Here is a 24,697-nt window from a genome sequence, read left to right on the forward strand (position 1 = left end):
TCACAAGGCTAGATCCTCAGGTGTGAATGTCATCTTGAATGAACGATAGGGAGCGAAGTCGCTTGGTTTCATTCCCTGCATCTCGGTCAACCGGCCAATATTCTTGACTGCGGCAACCGCCGAACTATCGAACGAACCGTCACCACTGGACTTGGCCACGCTGACCGAAGTCACCGTGCCGTCCGGCAACATGCCGATCTGCAGCACTACTGTCATGCCTTTACGTGCCGAAGGTGGACGTGTCCAGCCTTCCGCTGCCCGGGCCCGGATCAGGTCGTCGAAACTGCCCGCGACTTCATCGCCACGCTCATCGGCCAAGGCTTGCTGACGCTGCGGCGTGTCGGAAAGCAAATCTGCCAGGGCCTGGGCCTTTTTCTCTTCGGCGGATTTACGGGCTGCTTCCTGGGCCTTTTTCTTGGAGGCGTCGGCGGCAGCTTTCTTCTTCGCTTCGTCGGCGACTTTCTTTTTCGCCTCGTCTGCTTCAGCTTTTTTCTTGGCGTCTTCGGCGGCTTTCTTCTTCGCGTCTTCGACGATCTTTTTCTTGGCTTCTTCAGCGGCCTTTTTCTTGGCCTCTTCCTCGGCAGCTTTCTTGGCTTCTTCTTCGGATTTCTTCTTGGCTATATCAGCCAATTGTTTCTCTTCGGCCTTTTTGGCTTCGGCAGCTTTCTCGGACTTCTTGGCTTCATCAGCCTTTTTCGCCTCGTCAGCTTTCTTCGCTTCGTCAGCCTTTTTCGATTCCTCGGCCTTTTGAGCCGCCTCTTCTTTCTTTTGTTCCGCAGCAGCCTTCACCGCTTCCTGCTCGACCTTCTTCTGTTCCATCTGCTCGACTTCGGTCTGGCGCGCAGCCGACTTCTGGGCCTCACCCGCAATCTTCTGATTGGTCTGGGTGGTGGCCTGACTTTTCGATTTCAGCTGATACAGGGTCGCCTGCACGATCGGCTTGGCTGGCGGCAGGTCCGGGGTCATGGCAAAGCTGACGAACAGCATGCCGAACACCAGGATGTGCAGGACAATTGCCCACACGCCAGGCCAGAAGTAGCTTTCCGAGGCGGACGGCTCTCGCTGTTGCTGCATCAGGGCGCCTCGGTAATCAAGCCAACGTTACCGACGCCGGCCTTCTGCAGCCCGCCCATGGCGCCCATGACGGAGCCATAGTCGACCGACTTGTCACCGCGAATGAACACCTGGGTGTGCTTGCCGCCTTCGTTGCCGGAGCGAATGATCTTGGTCACGGCGTCAGTCATCGCCGGCAAGGTCAGGGCCTTGTCCTGCTGCTTCTGCGTGTCGACTTCGCTGCCAAGGTTCCAGTAGTAGGTCTTGTCAGCCTTGATCGAAATGGTCAGGACCTGAGTGTTGTTGTCTTGCGGCAGGGCTTCACTGGAAACCTTGGGCAGATCAACCTTCACGCCCTGGTTGAGCATCGGCGCGGTCACCATGAAGATCACCAGCAGCACCAGCATCACGTCGATGTAGGGCACTACGTTCATCTCGGCGACCGGCTTGCGCTTTTTGCGAGCTCGAGCGATTAAAGCCATTGGGAATTACCTGCTTATTCTTCGCTGGTGTGCACTTTACGGTGCAGGATCGCCTGGAATTCATCGGCGAAGGTGTAGTAACGGCTGATCAACGTTTCGCTGGTGGCGGCAAAACGGTTGTAGGCAATTACTGCGGGGATAGCGGCGAACAGGCCGATCGCGGTGGCGATCAGGGCTTCGGCGATGCCCGGGGCCACGGTGGCCAGGGTCGCTTGCTGGGCCTGGGCCAGGCCACGGAAGGAGTTCATGATGCCCCATACGGTACCGAACAGGCCGATGTACGGGCTGACGGAACCCACAGTCGCCAGGAACGGCAGGCTCTGCTCCAGTTTCTCTTCTTCGCGGGAGATGGCGACGCGCATGGCCCGGGCCACACCTTCCATCACCGCTTCCGGGTCAACGCCCGGTTGCTGGCGCAGGCGCGAGAACTCCTTGAAGCCGGCGCGGAAGATTTGCTCGACGCCCGAATCCGGGTCCGGATTGCTGCCGGCCTGGCGATACAGCTTGGACAGGTCGATACCCGACCAGAAGCGCTCTTCAAAGCTCTCCAGGGCACGTCGACCGGCACGCAGCAAGTTGCTGCGCTGAAAAATCATGACCCAAGAGGTAACCGATGCGGCTACCAGGGTCAGCATGACCAGTTGCACCACGACACTGGCATTGCTGACCAGGCTCCACATGGAGGAATGGTCGACGACGGTAGGTTCCACGCTAAATCTCCTGCTTTGATTGTTTACCCGCGCCGCTCACGGCGGCAAAGGCCGCACGTAGAGTTTCGGGAATGGCCCGAGGTTTCAAACTGTTGGTGCGTACACACGCCACCAGGAACTGCCCCTCACAGAGCAGCGTTGCATCCGTAGCCCGCCTGACCTGCTGTTTGAAGCGCAGGCTGGCACGGTTCAATTCGATGACTTCAGCGCTGACCAGCAGTTCATCGTCCAGTCGCGCCGGTGCGTGGTAACGCGCCTCGCTGGAATGCACGACGAATAACAGGTCCTCCCCTGCCAGCAAGGATTGGGCAAAGCCCAGCTCCCGTAGCCGCTCGGTTCGAGCCCGCTCCATGAATTTCAGGTAATTGACGTAATAAACGATGCCGCCGGCATCAGTGTCCTCGTAATAAACGCGACAGCGATGTGCGAACGACTGATCCCCGTTTTGCGCGCGCATACTCTAGTGCTTACTCCTCAGGTTGCCAATCCGGCTGGACAACTGTTTTTTCAATACCTGAACACATTTCCATAGCCTGAATGACGACGCCAGACACTGGGACAGCACAAACTTCAGATAAATCACCCCACATGACAAATACCCTGCAGGAGCAAGCTTGCTTGCAAAGCCCCTGAGCGCGCCGCGTACAACCAGACACACTGCGTCATCGCCGAGGTTTTTCGCGAGCAAGCTCGCTCCTGCAATTTTTTAATCGTCCACTGCATCGAGAAATTCGTCTACCACGGGCATCTCTCCCAATCGTGACGGAATGTTTAGCCCGAAGTGCAGATAGGCGTGGCGCGTTACCACCCTGCCCCGTGGCGTGCGCATGATGTAGCCCTGCTGGATCAGGTAGGGCTCCAGCACATCCTCGATGGTATGCCGCTCTTCACTGATGGCGGCGGCCAGGCTGTCCACGCCCACCGGGCCACCGTCGAATTTCTCGATCATGGTCAGCAGCAGGCGTCGATCCTGATGATCGAAGCCATGCTCATCCACATCCAGCAGGTTCAACGCCAGGTCCGCGACCGCCTTGGTGATATGCCCCTTGGCCCGTACCTCGGCAAAATCGCGTACGCGGCGCAGCAAACGGTTGGCGATCCGTGGCGTACCCCGCGCGCGTCGGGCGATTTCGAATGCGCCTTCAGGGTCCAGCGGCAAGCCGAGGATACTCGCCGAACGGCTGACGATAGTCGCAAGGTCGGCGGTGCTATAGAACTCAAGACGTTGAACGATACCGAAACGGTCTCGCAGCGGGTTGGTCAGCATGCCGGCACGGGTGGTCGCGCCGACCAGGGTGAACGGTGGCAGGTCGAGTTTGATCGAACGGGCCGCCGGGCCTTCGCCGATCATGATGTCGAGCTGGAAGTCCTCCATCGCCGGGTACAGCACTTCCTCGACGATGGGCGACAGCCGGTGGATCTCGTCGATAAACAGCACGTCGTGAGGCTCGAGATTGGTCAGCAGCGCGGCCAGGTCGCCGGGGCGCTCCAGCACCGGGCCGGACGTGGACTTGATCGACACGCCCATTTCCTGGGCGATGATATTGGCCAGGGTGGTTTTACCCAGGCCCGGCGGGCCGAAGATCAGTGTGTGATCCAGCGACTCGCTGCGCCCGCGCGCGGCCTGGATGAACAGTTCCATCTGCTCGCGCACGGTGGGCTGGCCGATGTAGTCGGCCAGGCTCAAGGGGCGGATGGCGCGGTCCTGGACTTCTTCACGGTCGCGCGGGCCGGTGGCCGCGATCAGACGATCAGCTTCAATCACTTAAATCATTCCCTTCAGGGCTCGGCGGATCATGTCTTCGCTGCTCAGGTTCTTGTCTTTAATGGCCGACACCGCTTTGCTGGCCTCCTGCGGCTTGTAGCCCAGGGAGATCAACGCACTCACAGCATCGCTTTCGGCACTGGCAACCTGAGTCGCCGGCATATCCGGTTGATTGGGCACCAGGGCGAACATGCTCGGCACCACTTCCCAGGCCTTGAAGCGGTCCTTGAGTTCCACCAGCAGGCGCTCGGCGGTTTTCTTGCCGACACCGGGCACCTTGGTCAGCGCCGAGGTGTCCTGGGCCGAAACGGCACGCACCAGCTCATCCACTTCCAGGCTCGACATCAACGCCAGGGCCAGCTTGGGCCCTACGCCGTTGAGGCGAATCAGCTCGCGAAAGAAGTCACGGTCGCGCTTGCCAATGAAACCATAGAGCAGTTGCGCGTCCTCTCGCACGACTAAATGCGTGTGCAAAGTTATCGGCTCGCCGACCGACGGCAAGCGGTACAAGGTGGTCATGGGCACTTCAAGCTCATACCCCAATCCATTCACATCCAGAATCAGGTGCGGCGGCTGTTTCTCAGCCAGGGTGCCGCGCAAGCGTCCAATCACGGTTCAGATCCTTAAAGCTTGGGGGTCAGAACAGGCCTGACCGGAAATAACGATTGCGCTGATGCTATCAGAGACGCAGGCGTCCGCCACGACTGCGTGCCGCGCCCAGGCCATGAGGCAGCAGGCTGGAGCGGGTGTGGGCGTGGCAAATGGCAATGGCCAGGGCGTCGGAGGCGTCGATTTGTGGTTTAGAGGTGAGTTTGAGCATGTGCATGACCATCATTTGCACCTGCTCCTTATTCGCCCCACCCGTACCGACGACCGCCTGCTTGACCTGGGTCGCGGTGTATTCGGCGATTTCCATGCCCTCCTCGGCCCCCGCCACAATGGCCGCACCACGGGCCTGGCCGAGCTTCAACGCCGAGTCAGCATTCTTGGCCATGAAGACTTTTTCGATGCCCATGGTCACCGGGCCGTAGGTCTGGATGACTTCACGCACGCCGCGATAGACGATCTGCAGGCGCTCGGCCAGTTCTCCCGCGCCGGTGCGAATACAGCCCGAGGCCACATAAACGCAGCCACGCGGCGTGTGTTGCACCACGCCAAAACCGGTAATGCGCGAACCGGGGTCGATACCTAGGATTAAAGTCATAACGCCTGCAGGTTAAATAAACACATTTTGTGATACGCCGAAGTTCAAATGTGGGAGGGGGCTTGCCCCCGATGGCCATGGATATCTACACAACTTTGTAGCAGCCAACGGTAACCACGATGCGAAGCGAGCCGCTCTTGCTTTTGATCTTGATCTCAGTCGCCCCGTTAACCACGCTGGCCGAACGCAGGTTTGAATCCGTGGGTAACCCGGCAGGACGCCGGGTTAGCCGCCCTGCGCCATGGATGGCGCATGGCGGCGGCCCACGAATTCAAACCTGCGTTCGGGCACACCGAGCCTAAGCGAGGTGCCGAGTGGTGGGGCGAGGACCTTTTGGTTACTTTTGGGTCCTTCCAAAAGTGACCCGCTGTAAGAGCGGAACCACCAGCCGCCGTTACCGCAGCAACGGATATGTACTCGCTCTGATCCACATCCTGGTCGGCTGTCAGGCCGCCATCGGGGGCAAGCCCCCTCCCACATTTTGGTCGCGGGGCATCAGTTAGAGAGGCTTCGGCTCCTGAGCCGCCACAGGTTCAGGGCCGTGCCAAAGCTGTGTATACCCCCGATGGCAGTGGATCAGTCAGAATATTTTTGGCTGACCCACCGCTATCGGGGGCAAGCCCCCTCCCACATTTGGATCTATGTAGTTCTTCAGCTTAGCTGTTCGGCCACGGATTCCGGAATGTCGGCATTCGAATACACGTTTTGCACATCATCCAGGTCTTCAAGCATATCCAGCAGCTTCAACACCTTCTGCGCACCGTCCAGGTCCAGTTCCGCACTGGTGGTCGGCAACATCACGATTTCCGCGTCGGTACCTTTGAAACCCGCGGCCTCCAGGGCGTTGCGCACCGCGTAGAAGCTGGCGAACGAGGTGAACACGTCGATGGAGCCATCTTCGTTTGTGACCACGTCGTCGGCATCCGCCTCCATCGCGGCTTCCATCAGCGCATCTTCATCCGTACCGGCCGCAAAGGTAATCTGCCCCTTGCGCTCGAACAGGTAGGCCACCGAACCGTCGGTACCCAGGTTGCCGCCGCACTTGCTGAACGCATGACGCACCGCAGCTGCAGTACGGTTACGGTTATCGGTCATGCATTCGACCATCACCGCCACGCCGCCTGGCCCATAGCCTTCGTAGGTCAGCTCGACCATGTCGTCGGTGTCGGCGGCGCCGGCGCCACGGGCCACGGCGCGGTCGATGATGTCACGGCTCATGTTGGCGCCGAGCGCCTTGTCCAGCGCCAGGCGCAGGCGCGGGTTGGAGCCCGGGTCACCGCCACCCTGGCGGGCGGCGACGGTCAGCTCGCGGATCCACTTGGTGAATATCTTGCCTTTCTTGGCATCCTGACGCTCTTTGCGGTGCTTGATGTTCGCCCACTTGGAATGGCCAGCCATAACACAACTCCGAAATTCTATAGAAACCTTATCTATCCCGCTCCGGGCGGACTTCTCTTTTTAAGTGCGGCCTTTGTAACGCAAAGGCGCATCCGAAGATGCGCCTTTAAGACTGCGTAAACCTCAGTGCGCTTTCACGCAGCAGCCTTACTCAGCCTTCGGCGTCTCGCGCAGACGGATGTGCAATTCGCGCAGCGCCTTGGCATCCACGACGCCCGGCGCCTGGGTCATGACGTCCGCAGCACTCTGGGTTTTCGGGAACGCAATCACTTCACGGATCGACTGGGCGCCGGTCATCAGCATCACCAGACGGTCCAGGCCGAAGGCCAGGCCACCGTGCGGCGGCGCACCGTACTTGAGCGCGTCGAGCAGGAAGCCGAACTTCTCTTCCTGTTCCGCTTCGTTGATGCCCAGCAGACGGAACACCGCTTGCTGCATCTCTTTGCGGTGAATACGGATCGAACCGCCACCCAACTCAGTGCCGTTGAGCACCATGTCGTAGGCACGGGACAACGCGCCGGCCGGGTTGGCTTCCAGCTCGGCCGGGGAGCACTTCGGCGCGGTGAACGGGTGGTGCAAGGCGCTGAAGCTGCCGTCGTCGTTCTCTTCGAACATCGGGAAGTCGACCACCCACATCGGGGCCCATTCGCAGGTCAGCAGGTTCAGGTCGTGACCCAGCTTGATACGCAGTGCGCCCAGGGCTTCGCTGACGATCTTGGCCTTGTCGGCACCGAAGAACACGATATCGCCATCGACCGCACCGACGCGATCGAGGATCGTGTTCAGGTTGGCTTCGGGGATGTTCTTCACGATCGGCGACTGCAGGCCGTCAACGCCATTGGCGCGCTCGTTGACCTTGATGTACGCCAGGCCCTTGGCACCGTAGATGCCGACGAACTTGGTGTAGTCGTCGATCTGCTTGCGCGGCATGCTCGCGCCGCCAGGCACGCGCAGAGCGGCGATGCGGCATTTCGGGTCGTTGGCCGGGCCGCTGAACACCTTGAAGTCGACGTCCTTGAGCTGGTCGGCCACGTCGACCAGTTCCAGCGGGTTACGCAGGTCTGGCTTGTCGGAACCGTAGCGACGCATGGCCTCTTCGAAGGTCATGTGCGGGAATTCGCCGAACTCCAGGTCCAGCACTTCCTTGAACAGGTTGCGGATCATTTGTTCGGTAAGGCCCATGATCTCTTTTTCATCGAGGAAGCTGGTCTCGATGTCGATCTGGGTGAATTCCGGCTGGCGGTCGGCGCGCAGGTCTTCGTCGCGGAAGCACTTGGCGATCTGGTAGTAACGGTCGAAGCCGGCCACCATCAGCAGCTGCTTGAACAGCTGCGGCGATTGCGGCAAGGCGAAGAAGCTACCCGGGTGGGTACGGCTCGGTACCAGGTAGTCGCGTGCGCCTTCCGGCGTGGCGCGGGTGAGAATCGGCGTTTCCACGTCGAGGAAGCCGTTCTCGTCGAGGAAGCGGCGGATGCTGGTGGTCATGCGCGAACGCAGACGCAGCTTCTCGGCCATTTCCGGACGACGCAGGTCCAGGAAGCGATAGCGCAGGCGGTTTTCCTCGCCAACGTCGGAATATTCGTTCAGTGGGAACGGCGGGGTTTCCGACTCGTTCAGCACTTCCAGCTCGTAGCCCAGCACTTCAATGCCGCCGGACGCCATGTTCTTGTTCACGGCACCGGCCGGGCGCAGGCGCACCTTGCCAGTGATCTTCACGACGTATTCGCTGCGCACGCGGTCGGCGGCGGCGAAGCTCTCGGCGCGATCCGGGTCGAACACTACCTGGGCCAGACCATCACGATCACGGATATCGAGGAAGATCACCCCGCCGTGGTCGCGGCGACGGTGAACCCATCCGCAAAGGGTGATTTCCTGACCTTCCAGGGTCTCGTTCAGTTGGCCGCAATAGTGGCTGCGCATCATGGTCGTGGTTTCACTTCTCGTAATTCGAAATTCGGTGGCAGGCGTGCCTCGTCACCGTACATTAAAGCAGGGGACGGATAATGCAGGAGCCTGCGCGTAGAGTTCAACTCAGTCTGCTTTGTCGCCGCCCGCCAGGTTCTTCTTGGCGCCGGTCTTGAAATCGGTCTCGTACCAGCCGCTGCCGCTCAGGCGGAAGCCCGGCATGGACAACATCTTTTTCAACTCAGGTGCCTGGCAGGCTGGGCAATCGACCAGCGGCGCGGCGCTGATCTTCTGAATGGCTTCCAACTGATGACCACAGGAAGCACATTGATAGTCGTACATGGGCATGGAGTTGTCTCGGCGATCAGATCGTTACTGCGCTACGCCCTGCCGATGTGCATAAAGCCCGGCATGCGCAGCAAAGCGCGGGATTATATCTGGTAAATCGAGGCAGCGCAGCCAGCTTTCTGCCCGAGGCGCGGCCCGCCGGAAGGAAGGGCCGCGCCCTGCAGCCTCCATCAGAAGGGGCCAGAGGCGCTAAGGCGGTCTTTCAACAGGTGAACGACACACACCACCCGCACCAGCCCGCTGAAGTTCTTCACACCGCCATAACGCAAATGCACTTCCCGATCGACATAGGACAACAACGCACTGACCGAGCAGGTATTGATCCTGGCCATTTCCGTGAGGATATTCCAATAGATCTGTTCCAGCCGCAGGCAGGTGGAAAACCCGTTGAGCCGCACCGACCGCGACAATGGTTTGGCGAGCCCCATGTCGAACCCTTTTGCGAAGGGATCGACCTTTATCTTGTGAAAACCACCGGTTTCCACGCCCTTACCACATGACATACACCTGACACTCCCTTGCCAAAACAGCAGTCCATGGGTTTCTCCCATTGGACGGTCAGCCTATAAAACCGCAGGAAGCGACAAGCAGCCAGAAGACGCGGGCGCTGGGCGTCGTAGGACAACGCCAGCAAGCGCAGAGAAACCAGTGAGCGGCGCCCCGAAGACGCCGCACGGGTTCGACAGTTATTGGTTTTCGAGCAGCGAGCGCAGCATCCACGCGGTTTTTTCGTGAACTTGCATCCGTTGGGTCAACAGGTCCGCAGTCGGCTCATCGCTGACCTTGTCGAGCAACGGGAAAATGCCACGCGCGGTACGGGTGACAGCCTCCTGGCCCGCTACCAGTTGCTTGATCATCTCTTCGGCGCTCGGCACACCCTCTTCTTCCTTGATCGAAGACAGGCGGGCGTAGATCGAATAGGCACCCGGTGCCGGGAAGCCGAGGGCACGGATACGCTCGGCGATGGAATCCACCGCCAGCGCCAGCTCGTTGTACTGCTCTTCGAACATCAAGTGCAGCGTACGAAACATGGGGCCCGTGACGTTCCAGTGGAAGTTGTGGGTCTTCAGGTACAGCACATAGGTATCGGACAGCAGCCGTGAAAGTCCGTCGACGATGGATTTACGATCTTCTTCACTGATACCAATATCGATTGCCATGTTTTTCCCCTTCAATTGACGAGCATTCATTGATCAGGTGCAGGATCACTCTAGCAAGAGTGCTGGCCGCGTGCAGCCCGACGCACCCAGGCAATGTGCGGCAAATTGCCCCGCAACGGTTGCGAGGGCAGCGGCCGAAGAGCCGGTCATCCTGTAAGAAAAACGCTCGAAAGGCCGCTCAAATTACCTGCACCTGTCTAGGACAAGCCTTCGACGCAAAAATGCCACCTCGATTGCAACACCCCGAAATGCTTGATTTGAGTAGGCACAGCCTTTGCTGTTAAATAGGCGGCGTGTGGCTGCCGTTCATTTCTGCGGCACGTCACATAGGCTGCTACCCGCGCACGTGCCCAACGCCTCCCATTGTTCAGAAGCGAACCGTGCCAGTCAGCTCTTCCTTGTGATCCGTCTTAACGTGAGTTAATCAAATGTTGAAAATCGTCCACCTGCTAACGGGCGTTGCAGCGTTGCTGCTGTCCTTTATCCCGAGCCTGCAGCCTGAAAGCCTGCCCTACCTGCAACAACACGACGCTCTATACCTGGCCTTGTTCGGCCTTCTCAACCTGACCCTGGCACCGGTAATCCCCTACTGGAACAAAGGCACGCGTCATCAACTGCAAAACCTGGTCAGCGCGCTGCTGGTACTGACCGTCGTTGTTCAAACCCTTACCCTGCTGGCACCCATGCCTGAAGTGGGCGGCCACCCGGCCATCCTGCTTAGCCTGGTAATCGCTGTGGTCGCCATCGTTCTTCACCTGGCCATCAGCTTCTACCGTTCGTCCCCAGCGGCCGCGTCGCAAAACTACGACATGACCAACCGGGATACCGGGACCGTCAAGTGGTTCAACACCTCCAAAGGCTTCGGCTTTATTTCGCGCGACTCGGGTGACGATATCTTCGTCCACTTCCGAGCTATCCGCGGTGAAGGCCACCGCGTCCTGGTCGAAGGCCAGCGCGTGGAGTTCTCGGTGATGAACCGCGACAAAGGCCTGCAAGCTGAAGATGTCATCGCTGCCCTGCCGCGTCGCTGATTCCAGCCTGCGCTGCAAAAAAAACCGCGATCCGGCGTAGGCTGGATCGCGGTTTTTTATTGCACGCTCATTTAATAGTGCGGCGGCGGGGCTTCTTCTTCCGAGGTTTCGAACTGGCCGCCCATCTCTTCCTGACGCTTGAGCAAGGCGATCATCTGCAATTGCAGGCGCTCCACCGCTTGCTGCTGGGCGACCAGAATGTCATTGAGGGTTTCGATGGTGTCGTCCTGGAACGCCAGGCGGCTTTCCAGGTCGGTGACGCGATCTTGCAGGTCCATGGTTCAGTCCTGGGTAAAAATGAAGTCGGCAGGCAGTAATTCACGCAATCGGCTGCGAATCGCCGCCACCTGCTCTGCGCTGTATGGACGGGCCGGATGCTTGCCCCACACCGGCGCCGGCCATGCCACGTCATCGCGCTTGCGCACGATGACATGCACATGCAACTGGCTGACCACGTTACCCAGCGCGCCGATGTTCATCTTATCGGCGGCCAGGCCTTCGTTCAGCAGCTGTGCGAGGGCGGTCGTTTCCTGCCACAACGTCTGTTGCTCGGCGACATCCAGTTGAAACACTTCGCTGATACCGTCAATGCGCGGTACCAAGATGAACCAGGGATAATTCGAATCATTGGACAGCAGCAGGCGACAGAGCGGGAAGTCCCCAATGGCCAATGTGTCTTGTTGCAGGCGTTGATCTAAAGCGAACACGTGGGCACTCCGTTCGGCAGGTCAATTACAGGCGCCCAGCATACCGCCGAATGCGCGAGGCTTCACGGCGAATGCGCGAGCAGCCTGAGGCAAACCCATTCCATGGATGCACCCTTTAGAGGCAGTCGGATGTGTGAACCACGCTAACTCGGGCTTCGAAGGGATGCACCAAAATGACCCACTTGTGCTTCAAAGGGAGTCGGCCGCTACCCACTTTTGAGGGTCAATCGGTAACGTTTTGCTCAAGCGCAGGTTTTGCGCACCACCGCACGACGGTAACACCTGAATGTCGAGCCTGAACCAAACTGCCCGAGAGGCCCGTGTTTATGCGGTTTTTACACTGCCGTAACGTTTTTCACGAAAAAATGACATTCGGTTGGCGCTTTGTGCACGCTTGTTGCATTCACCTCGCTATCGTCGGCAACGACACCTGGATGGATGCCAGGGTTTCGCGATAAGAAACAATAGCGTTTCAATGTGTGCCAGGGACGATTTCGAACTTTGAAGGCGTTTGAAAAGAACATTGAAGTTGTCAGCCTGGTTACCGTCGGGCTGTGATTTGCGACACGGAGCTAGCAATTTACGACAGCCTCGTAAAGAAGCTGAAAGGATAGTTTGGCAAGTATCGTCAACAGCGCCGGTGTGAGATAACTTTGCGCCGACACACATAAAGAAAGAGCCGCCCAGATAAAAATACAGGTGGGACGGCAGTACTCTTCTAAAACCAAAGGAGCAAATCACGATGCGCGTGATGAAGTGGAGCATGATCGCCCTGGCTGTTTCAGCAGGCACCTCGCAGTTCGCAATGGCGTCCGCCCAAGACGATTCCAAGGGCTTTGTTGAAGACAGCACTTTCAGCATCAACACTCGCGCTTTGTACTTCAGCCGCGACTTCCGCAACAACCCGTCGGGCCCGGGCTCCAAGAGCCGTGCGGAAGAAAGCGGCCTGGGCTTCAACGCCTTGTACGAGTCGGGCTTCACCCAAGGCACCATCGGTGTCGGCGTTGACGTGATCGGCCTGATGGGCCTCAAGCTCGACAGCGGCAAGGGCCGTGCCGGCACCGGTCTGTTCCCTACCGGTTCCGACGGTCGTTCGCAAGACGAGTACTCAAAAGGCGGCGGCGCGGTTAAGTTCCGCATTTCCAATACCGTGCTGAAAGTCGGTGACCAATACACCACAGCGCCTGTATTCGCCTCCGATGACAGCCGTTTGCTCCCAGAACTGCCACAAGGTATCTCGATCACCAGCAACGAGATCAAGGGCCTGAAGCTCGAAGGCGGCCACTTCACTTCCAGCGTCGCGCAGAACCAGACCTACCACGACAGCCTGGGCCTGACGAAGACCGACTTCGTCGGCGGCGTCTATGCCTTCACCCCGGAAGTCACCGGCAGCCTGTACTACGCGAAAACCGAAGACTACTTCCGCAAGTACTACAGCAACCTGAACTGGACCCACGCCCTGAGCGATGACCAGTCCTTCGCGCTGGACTTCAACATCTACGACACCAAGAGCGAAGGCGCCGGCCTGCAGCGCGCTGAGAAAGATGGCGTGACCAAGCTCGACAACCGCGCATTCAGCTTGCAGGGCGCGTACACCGTCGGCGCTCACACCTTCACCCTGGCTGCCCAAAAGGTTACCGGTGACGGCGACTACGGCTACGGCGTAGATGGCGGCGGCACTGTATTCCTGGCCAACTCCATCGCCCGTTCCGACTTCAACGCCGAAGGCGAGAAGTCGTACCAGGCGCGTTACGACATCAACATGGCGACCTTCGGCGTTCCTGGTCTGAGCTTCATGACGCGTTACGTGACCGGTAGCGGCGCCAACACGGGCACCACCAGCAACGGTAAAGAGTGGGAACGCGACATCGAAGCCAAGTACGTGGTTCAGAGCGGCCCGGCTAAAAACCTCAGCCTGCGTCTGCGTCAAGCGACTTATCGTTCCGGTGATGGCGTTTACTACGGTTCGCCTTCGATCGACGAACTGCGTCTGATCGCGAACTACCCGCTGAACATCTTGTAATCACGCGAGTAATTACAACGATGAGTTAAGGTTTCGACCTTGAATAAAAAGCCGCTCCCCTGTTTGCAAGGGAGCGGCTTTTTTTATTTCAGTTACATTTCAAAAGCAATATAACTAGTAAGCTAAGTAACTATATACAACTGTCGCATTTAACCTGACCTTTCGGCCAACTTAAACGCGACACTGTTTCATGCCTTCGCCGGAGCTTCCTGCATCACGCGAATAACCCGCTGCGGGAACGGAATATCAATCCCCGCCCCTTTCAAACGGTCGCGCGCCAGTTCATTGAGCATGAACACCACATCCCAATAATCCGCTGTATTGGTCCAGCAACGCAGGGACACGGTGATGGAGCTGTCGCCCAGGGTCGATACCACTGCGACGGGCGCCGGGTCGGCCAGCACGCGCGGGTCCTTGGCCAGTTCCAGCAATACTTCACGGGCTTTCTGCAGGTCCGCCTCGTAATCCACGCCCACATCAAACACCACCTTGCGGGTCGGCTGGCGGTTGGTATTGGTGATGATGCCGTTGGACAGGATGCCGTTCGGTACGATCACCGTCTTGTTGTCGCCGGTACGCAGCACCGTGTGGAAAATCTGGATACTGTCGACGGTACCCGAGGTGCCCTGGGCTTCGATCCAGTCACCGATGCGAAACGGACGGAACAACAGGATCAGCACGCCGCCGGCGAAATTGGCCAGGCTGCCTTGCAAGGCCAGGCCGATCGCCAGAGTAGCGGCACCGATGGCGGCGACGAACGAGGTGGTTGCCACGCCGATCATCGAGGCCACGCTGACGATCAACATGACTTTCAGCGCAATGTTCGCAAGGCTGGTGATGAAGTGCTGCAGCGCCAGGTCGGCGTTACGCAGGGCCAGCAAGCGCCCTACTCGGTGGGTAAAGACGTTGATCAGCCACCAACCGATGGCCAGGGTGATAACGGCCAGCAGTACCCGGCTGCCGTATTCCATGATCATCGGGATCCAGGACTGCGAGGTCTTGATCAAGTGATCCACTTCAGCGTTCAAATCCATCTATCTTCTCCTGTTGTGCGGAAATGCGGCTTCATTGACTGCCTGAAAACGCAAATGAGCCCCGTAGGGCTCAATTGTAGGCATTGTTGCTGCGGCGTGGGACGTCGAAAACGGCCACAGGTTCCGCGAGGTGCCATCAGTCGCGGAAGTTGTTGAACTGCAGCGGCATGTCGAAGGTCTTGGCGCGCAGGGCCGCGATGGCCTCTTGCAGGTCATCACGCTTCTTGCCGGTAACACGCACCTGTTCACCCTGGATGGCCGCCTGGACTTTCAGCTTGGCATCCTTGATGTGCGCGACGATCTTCTTCGCCAGTTCCTTGTCGATGCCTTCCTTGAGCACGGCTTCCTGCTTCATCAGTTTGCCGGAAGCGTAGGCGTCCTTGACTTCAAGGCACTGCACGTCGATCTTGCGCTTGACCAGGGCCAGCTTGAGGATCTCGATCATCGCTTCCAGCTGGAAATCGGCTTCAGCGGTCAGGTTGACGGTCAGTTCCTTTTCCTTGAATTCGAAGCTGCCCTTGCCTTTCAAGTCATAGCGACGGTCCAGTTCCTTGACGGCGTTCTCGACGGCGTTGGTGACTTCGTGTTTGTCCAGTTCGGATACCACGTCGAACGAAGGCATGTCATTTCTCCAATATAAGGGGCGGGCTCAGTAGAGATGGAGCGCGCCCGAGCTAAAATGCCGGGGCATTATAGCGGTTCTTTCGCCGCGTTCACCGCTGGCGACCTTACGGAGCACACACTGATGTCGACCACCTGGCATATTCTCGGCGCCGGTAGCCTGGGCACCCTCTGGGCCACGCGGCTGGCGCGCGCGGGCGTGCCGGTGCGGCTGATCCTGCGCGATCAGGCGCGCCTGGCGAGCTATGCGTCGGGCAACGGCCTGACCCTGGTTGAGCAAGGTATTGCGCACACCTACCCGGTGATAGGCGAAACACCCGACAGCCCGGAGCCGATCCAGCGCCTGTTAGTGGCGTGCAAAGCCTACGATGCCCAAAGTGCTGTCGCACAGTTACAGCATCGCCTGGCGCCGGACGCGGAACTGATCCTGCTGCAAAACGGCCTCGGCAGCCAGTATGCGGTGGCCGCCCAGTTGCCACAGGCGCGTTGCATTTTTGCCTCCAGCACCGAAGGCGCGTTTCGCGAAAGCGAATGGCGTGTGGTCTTTGCCGGCCATGGCTACACCTGGCTGGGGGATGCGGCTCACCCTACCGCGCCGCTGTGGCTGGATGACTTGCAGGCCGCCGCCATCCCCCATGAATGGAGCACCGATATCCTCACGCGGCTGTGGCGCAAGCTGGCGCTCAATTGCGCGATCAACCCGTTGACCGTGCTCTACCAGTGCCGCAACGGCGGCCTGCAGGCCCATCAATGTGAAGTCGCCACCCTGTGCGCAGAATTGAGCGAATTGCTGGAATGCTGCGGCCAGCCTGCGGCTGCGCAAGATTTGCACAGTGAAGTGCAGCGGGTGATCCAGGCCACCGCAGCCAACTATTCCTCCATGTACCAGGACGTGGCCAACGCACGGCGTACCGAAATCAGCTACCTGCTGGGCTACGCCTGCCAGGCGGCCGCCCGCCATCAACGGGTACTGCCGCATCTGCAACTGCTGCAAGCGCGCTTGGTCGAGCAGTTGGTTGCACGCGGATTGCCCAGCGACTGAGGCACGCGCTACCCTGCCGTATGTCTATTGCCTGCGAAAAACCTGATGCCACTGCGCCAGCGTCTTGAAAACCTACCGGTGGGGCAGAAACTGCTGGCCGCCCTGCTGGTACTGCTGACCACCGTGTTGCTGGTGGCCAACCTGACCTTTATCAGCGCCGCCTACTGGATCTCCCAGGAAAGCATGGCGCCCCAGGCCTTGCAGGCCATCGGTCGGCTGGTGTCCAACCCGGCGCTCGCCGCCGAAGCCCTGCAGTCCCCGGCCAAGGCCAACGCACTGCTCAATGAGCTGACCAGCTATTCACCGCTGCGCGCCGCCGCCTTGTACGACGGCGAAGGCAATCGCCTGGCGCAGATGCAACACGGCGACCGCCTGCACCTGCCCGACAACTACCGGCATATCGAGGCCTGGCGCCTCACCGAGTTTCGCAGCAACCAGGTCATCACCCTGCCCCGCACCGACCAGCCTTCGGGGCATTTGCTGCTGGTGGCCAGCAGCGAGCTGCCGGTGGCGTTCTATACCGGCACCCTCACCGCAAGCCTGGGCATCCTGATTTTCAGTGTGTTGCTGTGGCTGGTCATCGCCCGGCAGATCAAACGCCTGATCACGCGGCCGATCCATGAACTCGAAGAACTGTCGCGCCAGGTGACTCGCGAAGAGAACTACGCCCTGCGCGCAGGCCCCGGCAACCACGATGAAATCGGCAGCCTGGCGGAAGCGTTCAACACCATGCTGTCGCGCATCGAGGCCCGCGAGCAGCAACTTAAGCGCGCACGGGATGATTCCCAGGCGGCCTACGACCAGGCTCAGGGCCTGGCCGAAGAAACCCGCCATACCAACCGCAAGCTGGAACTGGAAGTGCAGGTGCGCAGCAAGATCGAGAAAAAGCTCACCGGCTTTCAGAACTACCTCAACAGCATTATCGACTCGATGCCCTCGGCACTGATCGCCCTGGATGAACAGCTCTACGTCACCCAGTGGAACCAGGAAGCCACCGCGCTTTCGGGCACGCGCCTGGATGAAGCCCTCAACCAGCCGATCTTCCTCGCCTTCCAACCGCTCAAGCCGTACCTGCCGCAAATCAAGGCCACGGTGGAGCAGCACACGGTGGAGCGGATCGAGCGGGTCACTTGGGTCAAGGACGACGAGCCAAAGCATTACGCCCTGACGTTCTACCCGTTGATGGGCGGTGCCGGGCGCGGCGTGGTGATCCGTATCGATGACATCACCCAGCGCCTGTCCCTGGAAGAAATGATGGTGCAATCGGAGAAAATGCTCTCGGTCGGCGGCCTGGCTGCCGGCATGGCCCACGAAATCAACAACCCGCTGGGGGCGATCCTGCACAACGTGCAGAACATCCGGCGCCGCCTGTCACCCGAGCTGCCCAAGAACCTGGAACATGCCGAACAGGCGGGCATCGAGCTGGCGCTGGTCAATCAATACCTGCAAGCGCGCGAAGTCCCGCAGTTGCTGGATGGGATTCAACAGGCCGGCGCGCGTGCCGCGAAAATCGTCACGCACATGCTCAGCTTCAGCCGGCGCAGCAACCGGCAAATGGCCCCCTGCGACTTGCCAGCCCTGATCGACCAGGCCGTGGAGATCGCCGGTAACGATTTCGACCTGGCCATCGGTTTCGATTTCAAGGGCCAGGCGATCATCCGCCAGTTCGATCCGCAACTGGGGCCGGTACCCGGCACGGCCAACGAACTGGAACAGGTGCTGCTCAACCTGCTGAAAAACGCCGCCCAGGCGATTCACCTGCGTGAAGACGGCAGCGAACCGGGGCGCATCATCCTGCGCACCCGCCTCAACCCGCCCTGGGCCGAGATCCAGGTGGAAGACAATGGCATCGGCATGAGCGAAAACGTGCGCAAACGCACCTTCGAGCCGTTCTTCACCACCAAGGAGATCGGCCAGGGCACCGGGCTTGGGCTGTCGGTGTCGTATTTCATCATCACCAATAACCACAAGGGCCAGATGGAAGTGCACTCCACCCTGGGCCAAGGCACCTGTTTCACTTTGCGCCTGCCACTGGCCGGCAGCCAATTGTCCCCCGCAGAACTCACCCAACTGGAGCAATGACCATGGGCTTTCGCCTGTCGAAGATCTATACCCGCACCGGTGACCAGGGCGAAACCGGCCTCGGCGACGGTCGCCGCGTGCCCAAGGATCACCCACGGGTGGAAGCCATTGGCGAGGTGGATACGCTGAACAGCCAGTTGGGGTTGTTATTGGCCAACCTGGAGGAGCAGAGCGGCAAGCACCCCGAACTGAACGATGTGGTGGAGGTGCTCACGCCCTGCCAGCATCGCTTGTTCGATCTGGGCGGCGAGCTGGCCATGCCGGTGTACAAGGCGTTGAATGCAGCGGAAGTGGATCGGCTGGAAGCGGCGATCGATCGTTGGAATGAAGAGGTGGGGCCACTGGAAAATTTCATCCTGCCCGGCGGCTCAGCGCTGATCGCCCAGGCCCATGTGTGCCGCAGCCTGGCGCGCAGTGCCGAACGCCGCTGTCAGCAATTGAATGCGGTGGAGCCGTTGGAAGGGGTGGGGTTGGCGTATATCAATCGGTTGTCGGACTTGCTGTTTGTCGCGGCCCGGGTGATTGCCAGGCGTCAGGGGGTTGCCGAGGTGTTGTGGCAGGCGGCGGCGAAGCCTCACTGAGGATTACTGGGTGCCTGGCAGGGCCCCATCGGGGGCAAGCCCCCTCCCACATTTTGATTTGTGAATACCGTCTAGTGTGGGAGGGGGCTTGCCCCCGATGAGGCCCGCCAGAGCAACCTCAAACCTGCGGCCAGAACGCCCTGATCCCTGCAACACCCTGAGCACCCACCGCCCAAGCCTGCTCCCGCTGCTCAGGCCCAACCCCGCCCAATAGAAACACCGGCTTGCTGAACCCACGGATCAGCTCGGCTGCCTGTTCCCAACCCAACGGCTGGGCTTCGGGATGAGTTTCGGTCAGCTGAACCGGCGACAGCGTGACGAAGTCCACATCCATCAACTGCGCCAGCGCCAGTTCTTCAGCGTTGTGACACGAGGCCGCCAACCAACGGTCCTTCGGCAGCGGTCGGCCCTTGCTCGCGTATTTACGCAATTGCGCCGAGGTCATGTGCCAGCCGGCCGCTGGAAAATCCCCCAGCCATTCGAACGGCCCCTTGAGCATCAACTGCGCCTTGCCCGCACACAATCCCACGGCGTCTACGGCAAGGTCTCGGTATTTAGGGTCGTAACCGTTGGGTGCGCGCAGTTGAACCAGCTTGATGCCACCGGCAATGGCTGTTTGAAGGCCACGCAACAAGGGCGCGGTTTCCAGCTCACCGGGCGTGATCAGGTAGTCGGCAGGCAGACGCGCTGCCGCGACAATGGGCGCGTTAGCCGCTGGAAACTCATAGTTGACCAGGTCTCGCGGGGCCACCCACTCCAGAGGCTGCCCTTCGACGCCGTGGGGCTCGCCGGTAAAGGCCGAGACTTCCCAGACATCCAGCAACACCTGCTTGTCCGGGTAGTCATGCTGCACCTGGATCAACGGCCGCGCCGTGGTGACCTGGATGCCCAGCTCTTCCTGCAACTCACGGGACAAGGCCGTGGCGACTGACTCGTCAGCCTCCACCTTGCCGCCGGGAAACTCCCAGAGGCCGCCTTGATGCTGGGTATCGGCGCGGCGTGCCAGCAGGATCCTGCCATCCACACCGCGAATCACCGCTGCTGCTACATGCACTCGTTTCACCGCCACTGCTTCCTCCCGTTATTGCCCTTGTAGGAGCGAGCTTGCTCGCGAAGAACGTCAACGATAACGCGTACATCCTGGATAAACGCGGTGGCATTGAGTTTTTCGCGAGCAAGCTTGCTCCTACCTTCAGGTGCGATATTCCGCGTTGATCTTCACGTATTCGTGGGACAGGTCCGTGGTCCAGATGGTTTCGCTGCAGTCGCCGCGCCCCAACTCGATGCGGATGGTGATTTCTTCCTGCTGCATCACCGCCGAACCCTGGGCTTCGGTGTAGGTGTCGGCGCGGGCGCCACGGCTGGCAATGCACACGTCGCCGAGGAAGACGTCGATCTTGCTCACATCCAGGTCAGGCACGCCGGCACGACCAACGGCTGCGAGGATACGGCCCCAGTTCGGGTCGGAAGCGAACAAGGCGGTCTTGATCAGCGGCGAGTGCGCCACGGTATAACCCACGTCCAGGCACTCCTGGTGATTGGCGCCGCCGTTGACTTCAACGGTGACAAACTTGGTCGCGCCCTCGCCGTCACGCACGATGGCCTGGGCCACGTCCATGCACACCTCGAAAACCGCCTGCTTCAATGCGGCGAACAGCGGGCCTTCGGTGGAGGTGATCTCCGGCAGGTTGGCCTGGCCGGTGGCGATCAGCATGCAGCAGTCGTTGGTGGAAGTGTCACCGTCGATGGTGATGCGGTTGAACGACTTGTTGGCGCCGTCCAGCATCAGGCGTTGCAATACATCACGGGAGACTTTGGCGTCGGTGGCGATATAGCCGAGCATGGTGGCCATGTTCGGACGGATCATGCCTGCGCCCTTGCTGATACCGGTCACGGTGACGGTCACGCCATCGTGCACGAACTGCCGGCTTGCGCCTTTGGGCAAGGTGTCGGTAGTCATGATGCCGGTGGCTGCAGCCGCCCAGTTATCCACAGACAGGTCATCCAGCGCGGCTTGCAGGGCGCCTTCGATTTTCTCCACCGGCAGCGGCTCACCGATCACGCCGGTGGAATACGGCAGCACCTGGCTCGCGTCCACGCCGGTCAGTTGGGCCAGCTTGGCGCACGTGCGCGCAGCAGCCACCAGGCCAGGCTCGCCGGTACCGGCGTTGGCGTTGCCGGTGTTGGTCAGCAGGTAACGAATCGACCCGGCCACACGTTGCTTGGCCAGGATCACCGGCGCGGCGCAAAAAGCGTTGAGGGTGAACACACCGGCGACTGTCGAGCCTTCGGCGCAGCGCATCACCACCACATCCTTGCGCCCCGCACGCTTGATGCCGGCCGAAGCGATACCGAGTTCAAAACCGGCGACCGGGTGCAATGTGGGCAAAGGACCAAGACCAACAGCCATGTATGCGCTCCTTGAAGAGATGATGTGTGTGCCGTCGCTGTCGACGGGAGGATTAATGGCAAAACGCCGCGACGGCTGATGCCGGTCGCGGCGTGGGGTGTTGCAGCGTCAGGCGAAAATCTTATTCGATCTGGCCGTGGCAGTGTTTGAATTTCTTGCCCGAACCGCAGTAGCACAGCTCGTTGCGGCCCAGCTTCTGATCATTGCGTACCGGGGTTTGAGCCAGGGCCACATCGACCTCTTCACCCAACACCTCAGGCGCATCCAGGCCCGGCGCTTCGTCGTGCTGGAACTGCATGCGTGCAGCCAGTGCCTCGGCTTCCTGGCGCAGGCGCGCTTCTTCCTCGATCGGGTCTTCGCGACGCACCTGAACGTGGGACAGCACGCGGATCGAATCGCGCTTGATCGAATCCAGCAGCTCGGAGAACAACGTGAACGACTCGCGCTTGTACTCCTGCTTCGGGTTTTTCTGGGCGTAGCCACGCAAATGGATACCGTGGCGCAGGTGGTCCATGGTCGACAGGTGGTCTTTCCACAAGTCGTCCAGCACGCGCAGCACGATTTGCTTCTCGAAGGTGCGCAGGGCTTCGGCACTCGCCTGCTCTTCTTTCTCGTTGTACGCGGCCAGCAATTCGGCCATCAGTTTTTCGCGCAGGGTTTCTTCGTACAGGTGATCGTCTTCGTCCAGCCACTGCTGAACCGGCAAGTCGACGCCAAAATCGCTCTTCAACGCGGCTTCCAGACCGGCCACATCCCACTGCTCAGGCAGCGACTGTGGCGGGATATGTGCGCTCACGGTGGCATTGAGCACGTCCTGACGGAAGTCAGCGATGGTCTCGCCAATGTTGTCGGCGGCCAGCAACGTGTTACGCATGTGATAGATCACTTTACGCTGTTCGTTGTTGACGTCATCGAACTCGAGCAGTTGTTTACGAATGTCGAAGTTACGCCCTTCTACCTTGCGCTGGGCCTTCTCGATGGCGTTGGTCACCATGCGGTGCTCGATCGCTTCACCGGACTGCATGCCCAGGGCCTTCATGAAGTTCTTCACTCGATCCGAGGCGAAGATACGCATCAGGCTGTCTTCCAGGGACAGGTAGAAACGGCTGGAACCGGCATCACCCTGGCGACCGGCACGACCGCGCAACTGGTTGTCGATACGGCGCGATTCGTGACGCTCGGACGCGATCACCTGCAAACCGCCGGATTCCAGCACGGCTTGGTGGCGTTTCTGCCAGTCGGCCTTGATCTGGGCGATCTGTTCAGGGGTCGGATTGTCGAGCGAGGCCACTTCCACTTCCCAGTTGCCGCCCAACAGGATGTCGGTACCACGACCGGCCATGTTGGTGGCGATGGTCAGCGCGCCGGGGCGACCGGCCTGGGCGATGATCTCGGCTTCTTTTTCGTGGAACTTGGCGTTGAGCACCTTGTGCTCGATGCCTTCCTTGTTGAGCAGGTTGGACACGTGCTCGGACGTCTCGATGGTCGCGGTACCCACCAGGATCGGACGGCCCTTGGCCAGGCCGTCCTTGATGTCATTGATGATCGCCGCGTATTTCTCTTCGGCGGTCAGGAACACCAAGTCGTTATAGTCTTTACGCGCCAGTGGCTTGTTCGGCGGGATGACCACCACCGACAGGCCATAGATCTGATGGAATTCGAACGCTTCGGTGTCGGCCGTACCGGTCATGCCGGACAGTTTGTTGTACAGACGGAAGTAGTTCTGGAACGTGGTGGACGCCAACGTCTGGCTTTCGGCCTGGATGTTGAGCATTTCCTTGGCTTCGATGGCCTGGTGCAGGCCTTCGGACAAGCGACGACCGGGCATGGTACGGCCGGTGTGTTCGTCGACCAGGACGACCTGGCCGTCCTGGACAATGTATTCGACGTTGCGGTGGAACAGCTTGTGGGCGCGCAGGCCGGCATATACGTGGGTCAGCAGGCCCAGGTTGTGAGCCGAGTACAGGCTTTCTCCTTCGGCCAGCTCACCGATCTGGGTCAGCATTTCTTCAACGAACTGGTGGCCGGCCTCGTTGAGTTCGACCTGGCGGGTCTTCTCGTCGATGGTGAAGTGACCTTCTTTGGTCACCACGCCTTCGACTTCCTCGATGTGCTGCTCAAGGCGCGGGATCAACTTGTTGATCTCGGTGTACAGGCGCGAGCTGTCCTCGGCCTGGCCGGAGATGATCAGCGGGGTACGGGCTTCGTCGATGAGGATGGAGTCGACTTCGTCGATCACGGCAAAGTTGAGTTCGCGCTGGAATTTTTCATCCATGCTGAACGCCATGTTGTCGCGCAGGTAGTCGAAACCGAATTCGTTGTTGGTACCGTAGGTAATGTCGCAAGCGTAGGCGGCGCGCTTTTCTTCGGGCGGCTGGAACGGCGTCACTACGCCGACGGTCAGGCCGAGGAATTCATACAGCGGGCGCATCCAGTTGGCATCCCGGCGAGCCAGGTAGTCGTTCACCGTCACAACGTGCACGCCCTTGCCGGACAGTGCGTTGAGGTAAACACCCAGGGTTGCCACCAGGGTCTTGCCTTCACCGGTACGCATTTCGGCAATCATGCCTTCGTGCAAGGTCATGCCGCCGATCAACTGGACGTCGAAGTGGCGCATGCCCATGACGCGCTTACCGGCTTCACGGGCGACCGCAAAGGCTTCGGGGAGCAGCTTGTCGAGGGTTTCACCTTTGGCTATGCGGGCCTTGAACTCTTCGGTCTTGGCGCGCAATTGCTCATCCGACAGGGCAACCATCTGCTCTTCGAAGGCATTGACCAGCTGCACCGTCTTGAGCATGCGTTTGACTTCGCGCTCATTCTTGCTTCCAAAAAGTTTCTTTAACAAAGGCGCAAACATATCGGCAGGTTCTTCCACACATAGGGATGGAGGGCGCACCGTGAGTGGCCCGAGCAGCCCTCACGGCCGCATGCGAACGCGCATTCTACCCGGAATCGTGGGTGAGGAAAGTGGCGTTGTTCCCCGATGCGGGCACGGCGCTGTGAGAGGGCTTGTTTAAAATAAGGGCTTTTGGCGGAACTTCAACCCATGAAAGGCAGAAGTTACTTATTGATTTCATGAGAAAAGCCCTGCCCTTGCAGGGTCTCGGGGCTCACCGGCGCTTTCTGCTAAGATGACGGCTC

General features: G+C 59.8%; 24 protein-coding genes. 5 read left to right on the plus strand and 19 right to left on the minus strand.

The window, feature by feature from the left end:
• The 12 genes from tolA to C4J84_RS20125 all read right to left on the minus strand — a co-directional run bounded on the left by tolA (position 1) and on the right by C4J84_RS20125 (position 10,025).
• Positions 1 to 1,074 (minus strand): cell envelope integrity protein TolA, encoded by a 1,074-nt coding sequence (gene tolA, locus C4J84_RS20065; RefSeq protein WP_124436003.1) that lies wholly within the window; start codon positions 1,072 to 1,074, stop codon positions 1 to 3.
• Positions 1,074 to 1,526, minus strand: coding sequence for a protein TolR (tolR, locus tag C4J84_RS20070; RefSeq protein WP_161793227.1), 453 nt, complete (start codon positions 1,524 to 1,526; stop codon positions 1,074 to 1,076). The genes tolA and tolR overlap by 1 nt, the downstream gene beginning before the upstream one ends.
• A gap of 23 nt (positions 1,527 to 1,549) precedes the next feature.
• Complete coding sequence (gene tolQ, locus C4J84_RS20075) at positions 1,550 to 2,245, minus strand: protein TolQ (RefSeq protein ID WP_053135845.1); 696 nt, start codon at positions 2,243 to 2,245, stop codon at positions 1,550 to 1,552.
• 1 nt (position 2,246) lies between these two features.
• On the minus strand, positions 2,247 to 2,702 hold the full coding sequence (gene ybgC, locus C4J84_RS20080; RefSeq protein WP_124364183.1) for a tol-pal system-associated acyl-CoA thioesterase: 456 nt from the start codon (positions 2,700 to 2,702) through the stop codon (positions 2,247 to 2,249).
• A 249-nt stretch (positions 2,703 to 2,951) separates the two neighbouring features.
• Positions 2,952 to 4,010: a Holliday junction branch migration DNA helicase RuvB gene (ruvB, locus tag C4J84_RS20090; protein ID WP_003175801.1), complete on the minus strand. Its 1,059-nt coding sequence runs from the start codon at positions 4,008 to 4,010 to the stop codon at positions 2,952 to 2,954.
• Positions 4,011 to 4,622 carry a Holliday junction branch migration protein RuvA gene (gene ruvA / locus C4J84_RS20095; protein WP_124364184.1) on the minus strand — a complete coding sequence of 204 codons (612 nt, stop codon included), beginning with the start codon at positions 4,620 to 4,622 and terminating at the stop codon, positions 4,011 to 4,013. It lies immediately after the preceding gene.
• Positions 4,623 to 4,689: 67 nt separating this feature from the next.
• On the minus strand, positions 4,690 to 5,214 hold the full coding sequence (gene ruvC, locus C4J84_RS20100; RefSeq protein ID WP_057723842.1) for a crossover junction endodeoxyribonuclease RuvC: 525 nt from the start codon (positions 5,212 to 5,214) through the stop codon (positions 4,690 to 4,692).
• 651 nt (positions 5,215 to 5,865) lie between these two features.
• The gene (locus C4J84_RS20105) at positions 5,866 to 6,612 is read right to left on the minus strand and encodes a YebC/PmpR family DNA-binding transcriptional regulator (RefSeq protein WP_124364185.1); all 747 of its coding nucleotides are present in this window, start codon (positions 6,610 to 6,612) and stop codon (positions 5,866 to 5,868) included.
• A gap of 147 nt (positions 6,613 to 6,759) precedes the next feature.
• Positions 6,760 to 8,535: an aspartate--tRNA ligase gene (gene aspS, locus C4J84_RS20110; protein WP_124436004.1), complete on the minus strand. Its 1,776-nt coding sequence runs from the start codon at positions 8,533 to 8,535 to the stop codon at positions 6,760 to 6,762.
• A 108-nt stretch (positions 8,536 to 8,643) separates the two neighbouring features.
• Complete coding sequence (locus C4J84_RS20115; RefSeq protein WP_003193872.1) at positions 8,644 to 8,865, minus strand: FmdB family zinc ribbon protein; 222 nt, start codon at positions 8,863 to 8,865, stop codon at positions 8,644 to 8,646.
• 170 nt (positions 8,866 to 9,035) lie between these two features.
• A complete protein-coding gene (locus tag C4J84_RS20120; protein WP_124371699.1) occupies positions 9,036 to 9,368 on the minus strand; it encodes a ribbon-helix-helix domain-containing protein in 333 nt (110 codons plus the stop codon).
• A gap of 183 nt (positions 9,369 to 9,551) precedes the next feature.
• Positions 9,552 to 10,025 (minus strand): Dps family protein, encoded by a 474-nt coding sequence (locus C4J84_RS20125; protein WP_003193874.1) that lies wholly within the window; start codon positions 10,023 to 10,025, stop codon positions 9,552 to 9,554.
• A gap of 428 nt (positions 10,026 to 10,453) precedes the next feature.
• Between C4J84_RS20125 and C4J84_RS26625 the strand changes: the two genes are divergently transcribed.
• Positions 10,454 to 11,056, plus strand: coding sequence for a cold-shock protein (locus C4J84_RS26625; RefSeq protein WP_005790922.1), 603 nt, complete (start codon positions 10,454 to 10,456; stop codon positions 11,054 to 11,056).
• Between the two features lie 71 nt (positions 11,057 to 11,127).
• Here the strand turns inward: C4J84_RS26625 and C4J84_RS20135 are convergent, their stop codons facing one another.
• Both C4J84_RS20135 and C4J84_RS20140 read right to left on the minus strand, forming a co-directional pair.
• The gene (locus C4J84_RS20135; RefSeq protein WP_124364187.1) at positions 11,128 to 11,334 is read right to left on the minus strand and encodes a SlyX family protein; all 207 of its coding nucleotides are present in this window, start codon (positions 11,332 to 11,334) and stop codon (positions 11,128 to 11,130) included.
• 3 nt (positions 11,335 to 11,337) lie between these two features.
• Positions 11,338 to 11,763: an HIT domain-containing protein gene (locus tag C4J84_RS20140; RefSeq protein WP_124364188.1), complete on the minus strand. Its 426-nt coding sequence runs from the start codon at positions 11,761 to 11,763 to the stop codon at positions 11,338 to 11,340.
• A 742-nt stretch (positions 11,764 to 12,505) separates the two neighbouring features.
• Here C4J84_RS20140 and C4J84_RS20145 point away from each other — a divergent pair.
• The gene (locus C4J84_RS20145; RefSeq protein ID WP_124364189.1) at positions 12,506 to 13,786 is read left to right on the plus strand and encodes an OprD family porin; all 1,281 of its coding nucleotides are present in this window, start codon (positions 12,506 to 12,508) and stop codon (positions 13,784 to 13,786) included.
• Between the two features lie 188 nt (positions 13,787 to 13,974).
• On the opposite strand, the gene C4J84_RS20150 is transcribed toward C4J84_RS20145, so the two are convergent.
• Positions 13,975 to 14,820 (minus strand): mechanosensitive ion channel family protein, encoded by an 846-nt coding sequence (locus C4J84_RS20150; RefSeq protein WP_124371700.1) that lies wholly within the window; start codon positions 14,818 to 14,820, stop codon positions 13,975 to 13,977.
• Positions 14,821 to 14,956: 136 nt separating this feature from the next.
• The gene (locus C4J84_RS20155) at positions 14,957 to 15,442 is read right to left on the minus strand and encodes a YajQ family cyclic di-GMP-binding protein (RefSeq protein WP_003193880.1); all 486 of its coding nucleotides are present in this window, start codon (positions 15,440 to 15,442) and stop codon (positions 14,957 to 14,959) included.
• Positions 15,443 to 15,565: 123 nt separating this feature from the next.
• Here C4J84_RS20155 and C4J84_RS20160 point away from each other — a divergent pair, with 123 nt between their 5' ends.
• Genes C4J84_RS20160 through C4J84_RS20170 form a run of 3 tightly spaced genes read left to right on the plus strand, consistent with a single transcriptional unit; the run spans position 15,566 to position 19,146 of the window.
• Positions 15,566 to 16,483, plus strand: a complete 918-nt coding sequence (locus C4J84_RS20160; protein WP_124436005.1) for a putative 2-dehydropantoate 2-reductase — start codon at positions 15,566 to 15,568, stop codon at positions 16,481 to 16,483.
• 45 nt (positions 16,484 to 16,528) lie between these two features.
• Positions 16,529 to 18,565 carry an ATP-binding protein gene (locus C4J84_RS20165; RefSeq protein ID WP_124368172.1) on the plus strand — a complete coding sequence of 679 codons (2,037 nt, stop codon included), beginning with the start codon at positions 16,529 to 16,531 and terminating at the stop codon, positions 18,563 to 18,565.
• A gap of 2 nt (positions 18,566 to 18,567) precedes the next feature.
• On the plus strand, positions 18,568 to 19,146 hold the full coding sequence (locus C4J84_RS20170) for a cob(I)yrinic acid a,c-diamide adenosyltransferase (RefSeq protein ID WP_124371702.1): 579 nt from the start codon (positions 18,568 to 18,570) through the stop codon (positions 19,144 to 19,146).
• A 118-nt stretch (positions 19,147 to 19,264) separates the two neighbouring features.
• On the opposite strand, the gene C4J84_RS20175 is transcribed toward C4J84_RS20170, so the two are convergent.
• From C4J84_RS20175 to secA, 3 genes are all read right to left on the minus strand, one after another.
• Complete coding sequence (locus C4J84_RS20175) at positions 19,265 to 20,209, minus strand: Nudix family hydrolase (RefSeq protein ID WP_124372466.1); 945 nt, start codon at positions 20,207 to 20,209, stop codon at positions 19,265 to 19,267.
• 129 nt (positions 20,210 to 20,338) lie between these two features.
• Positions 20,339 to 21,556, minus strand: coding sequence for a bifunctional glutamate N-acetyltransferase/amino-acid acetyltransferase ArgJ (gene argJ, locus C4J84_RS20180; protein WP_124371703.1), 1,218 nt, complete (start codon positions 21,554 to 21,556; stop codon positions 20,339 to 20,341).
• Positions 21,557 to 21,677: 121 nt separating this feature from the next.
• Positions 21,678 to 24,413 (minus strand): preprotein translocase subunit SecA, encoded by a 2,736-nt coding sequence (secA, locus tag C4J84_RS20185; RefSeq protein ID WP_124368176.1) that lies wholly within the window; start codon positions 24,411 to 24,413, stop codon positions 21,678 to 21,680.
• Between the last annotated feature and the right edge of the window lie 284 nt (positions 24,414 to 24,697).

It is taken from the genome of Pseudomonas sp. R11-23-07 (assembly GCF_003852295.1).
Lineage (GTDB): Bacteria > Pseudomonadota > Gammaproteobacteria > Pseudomonadales > Pseudomonadaceae > Aquipseudomonas.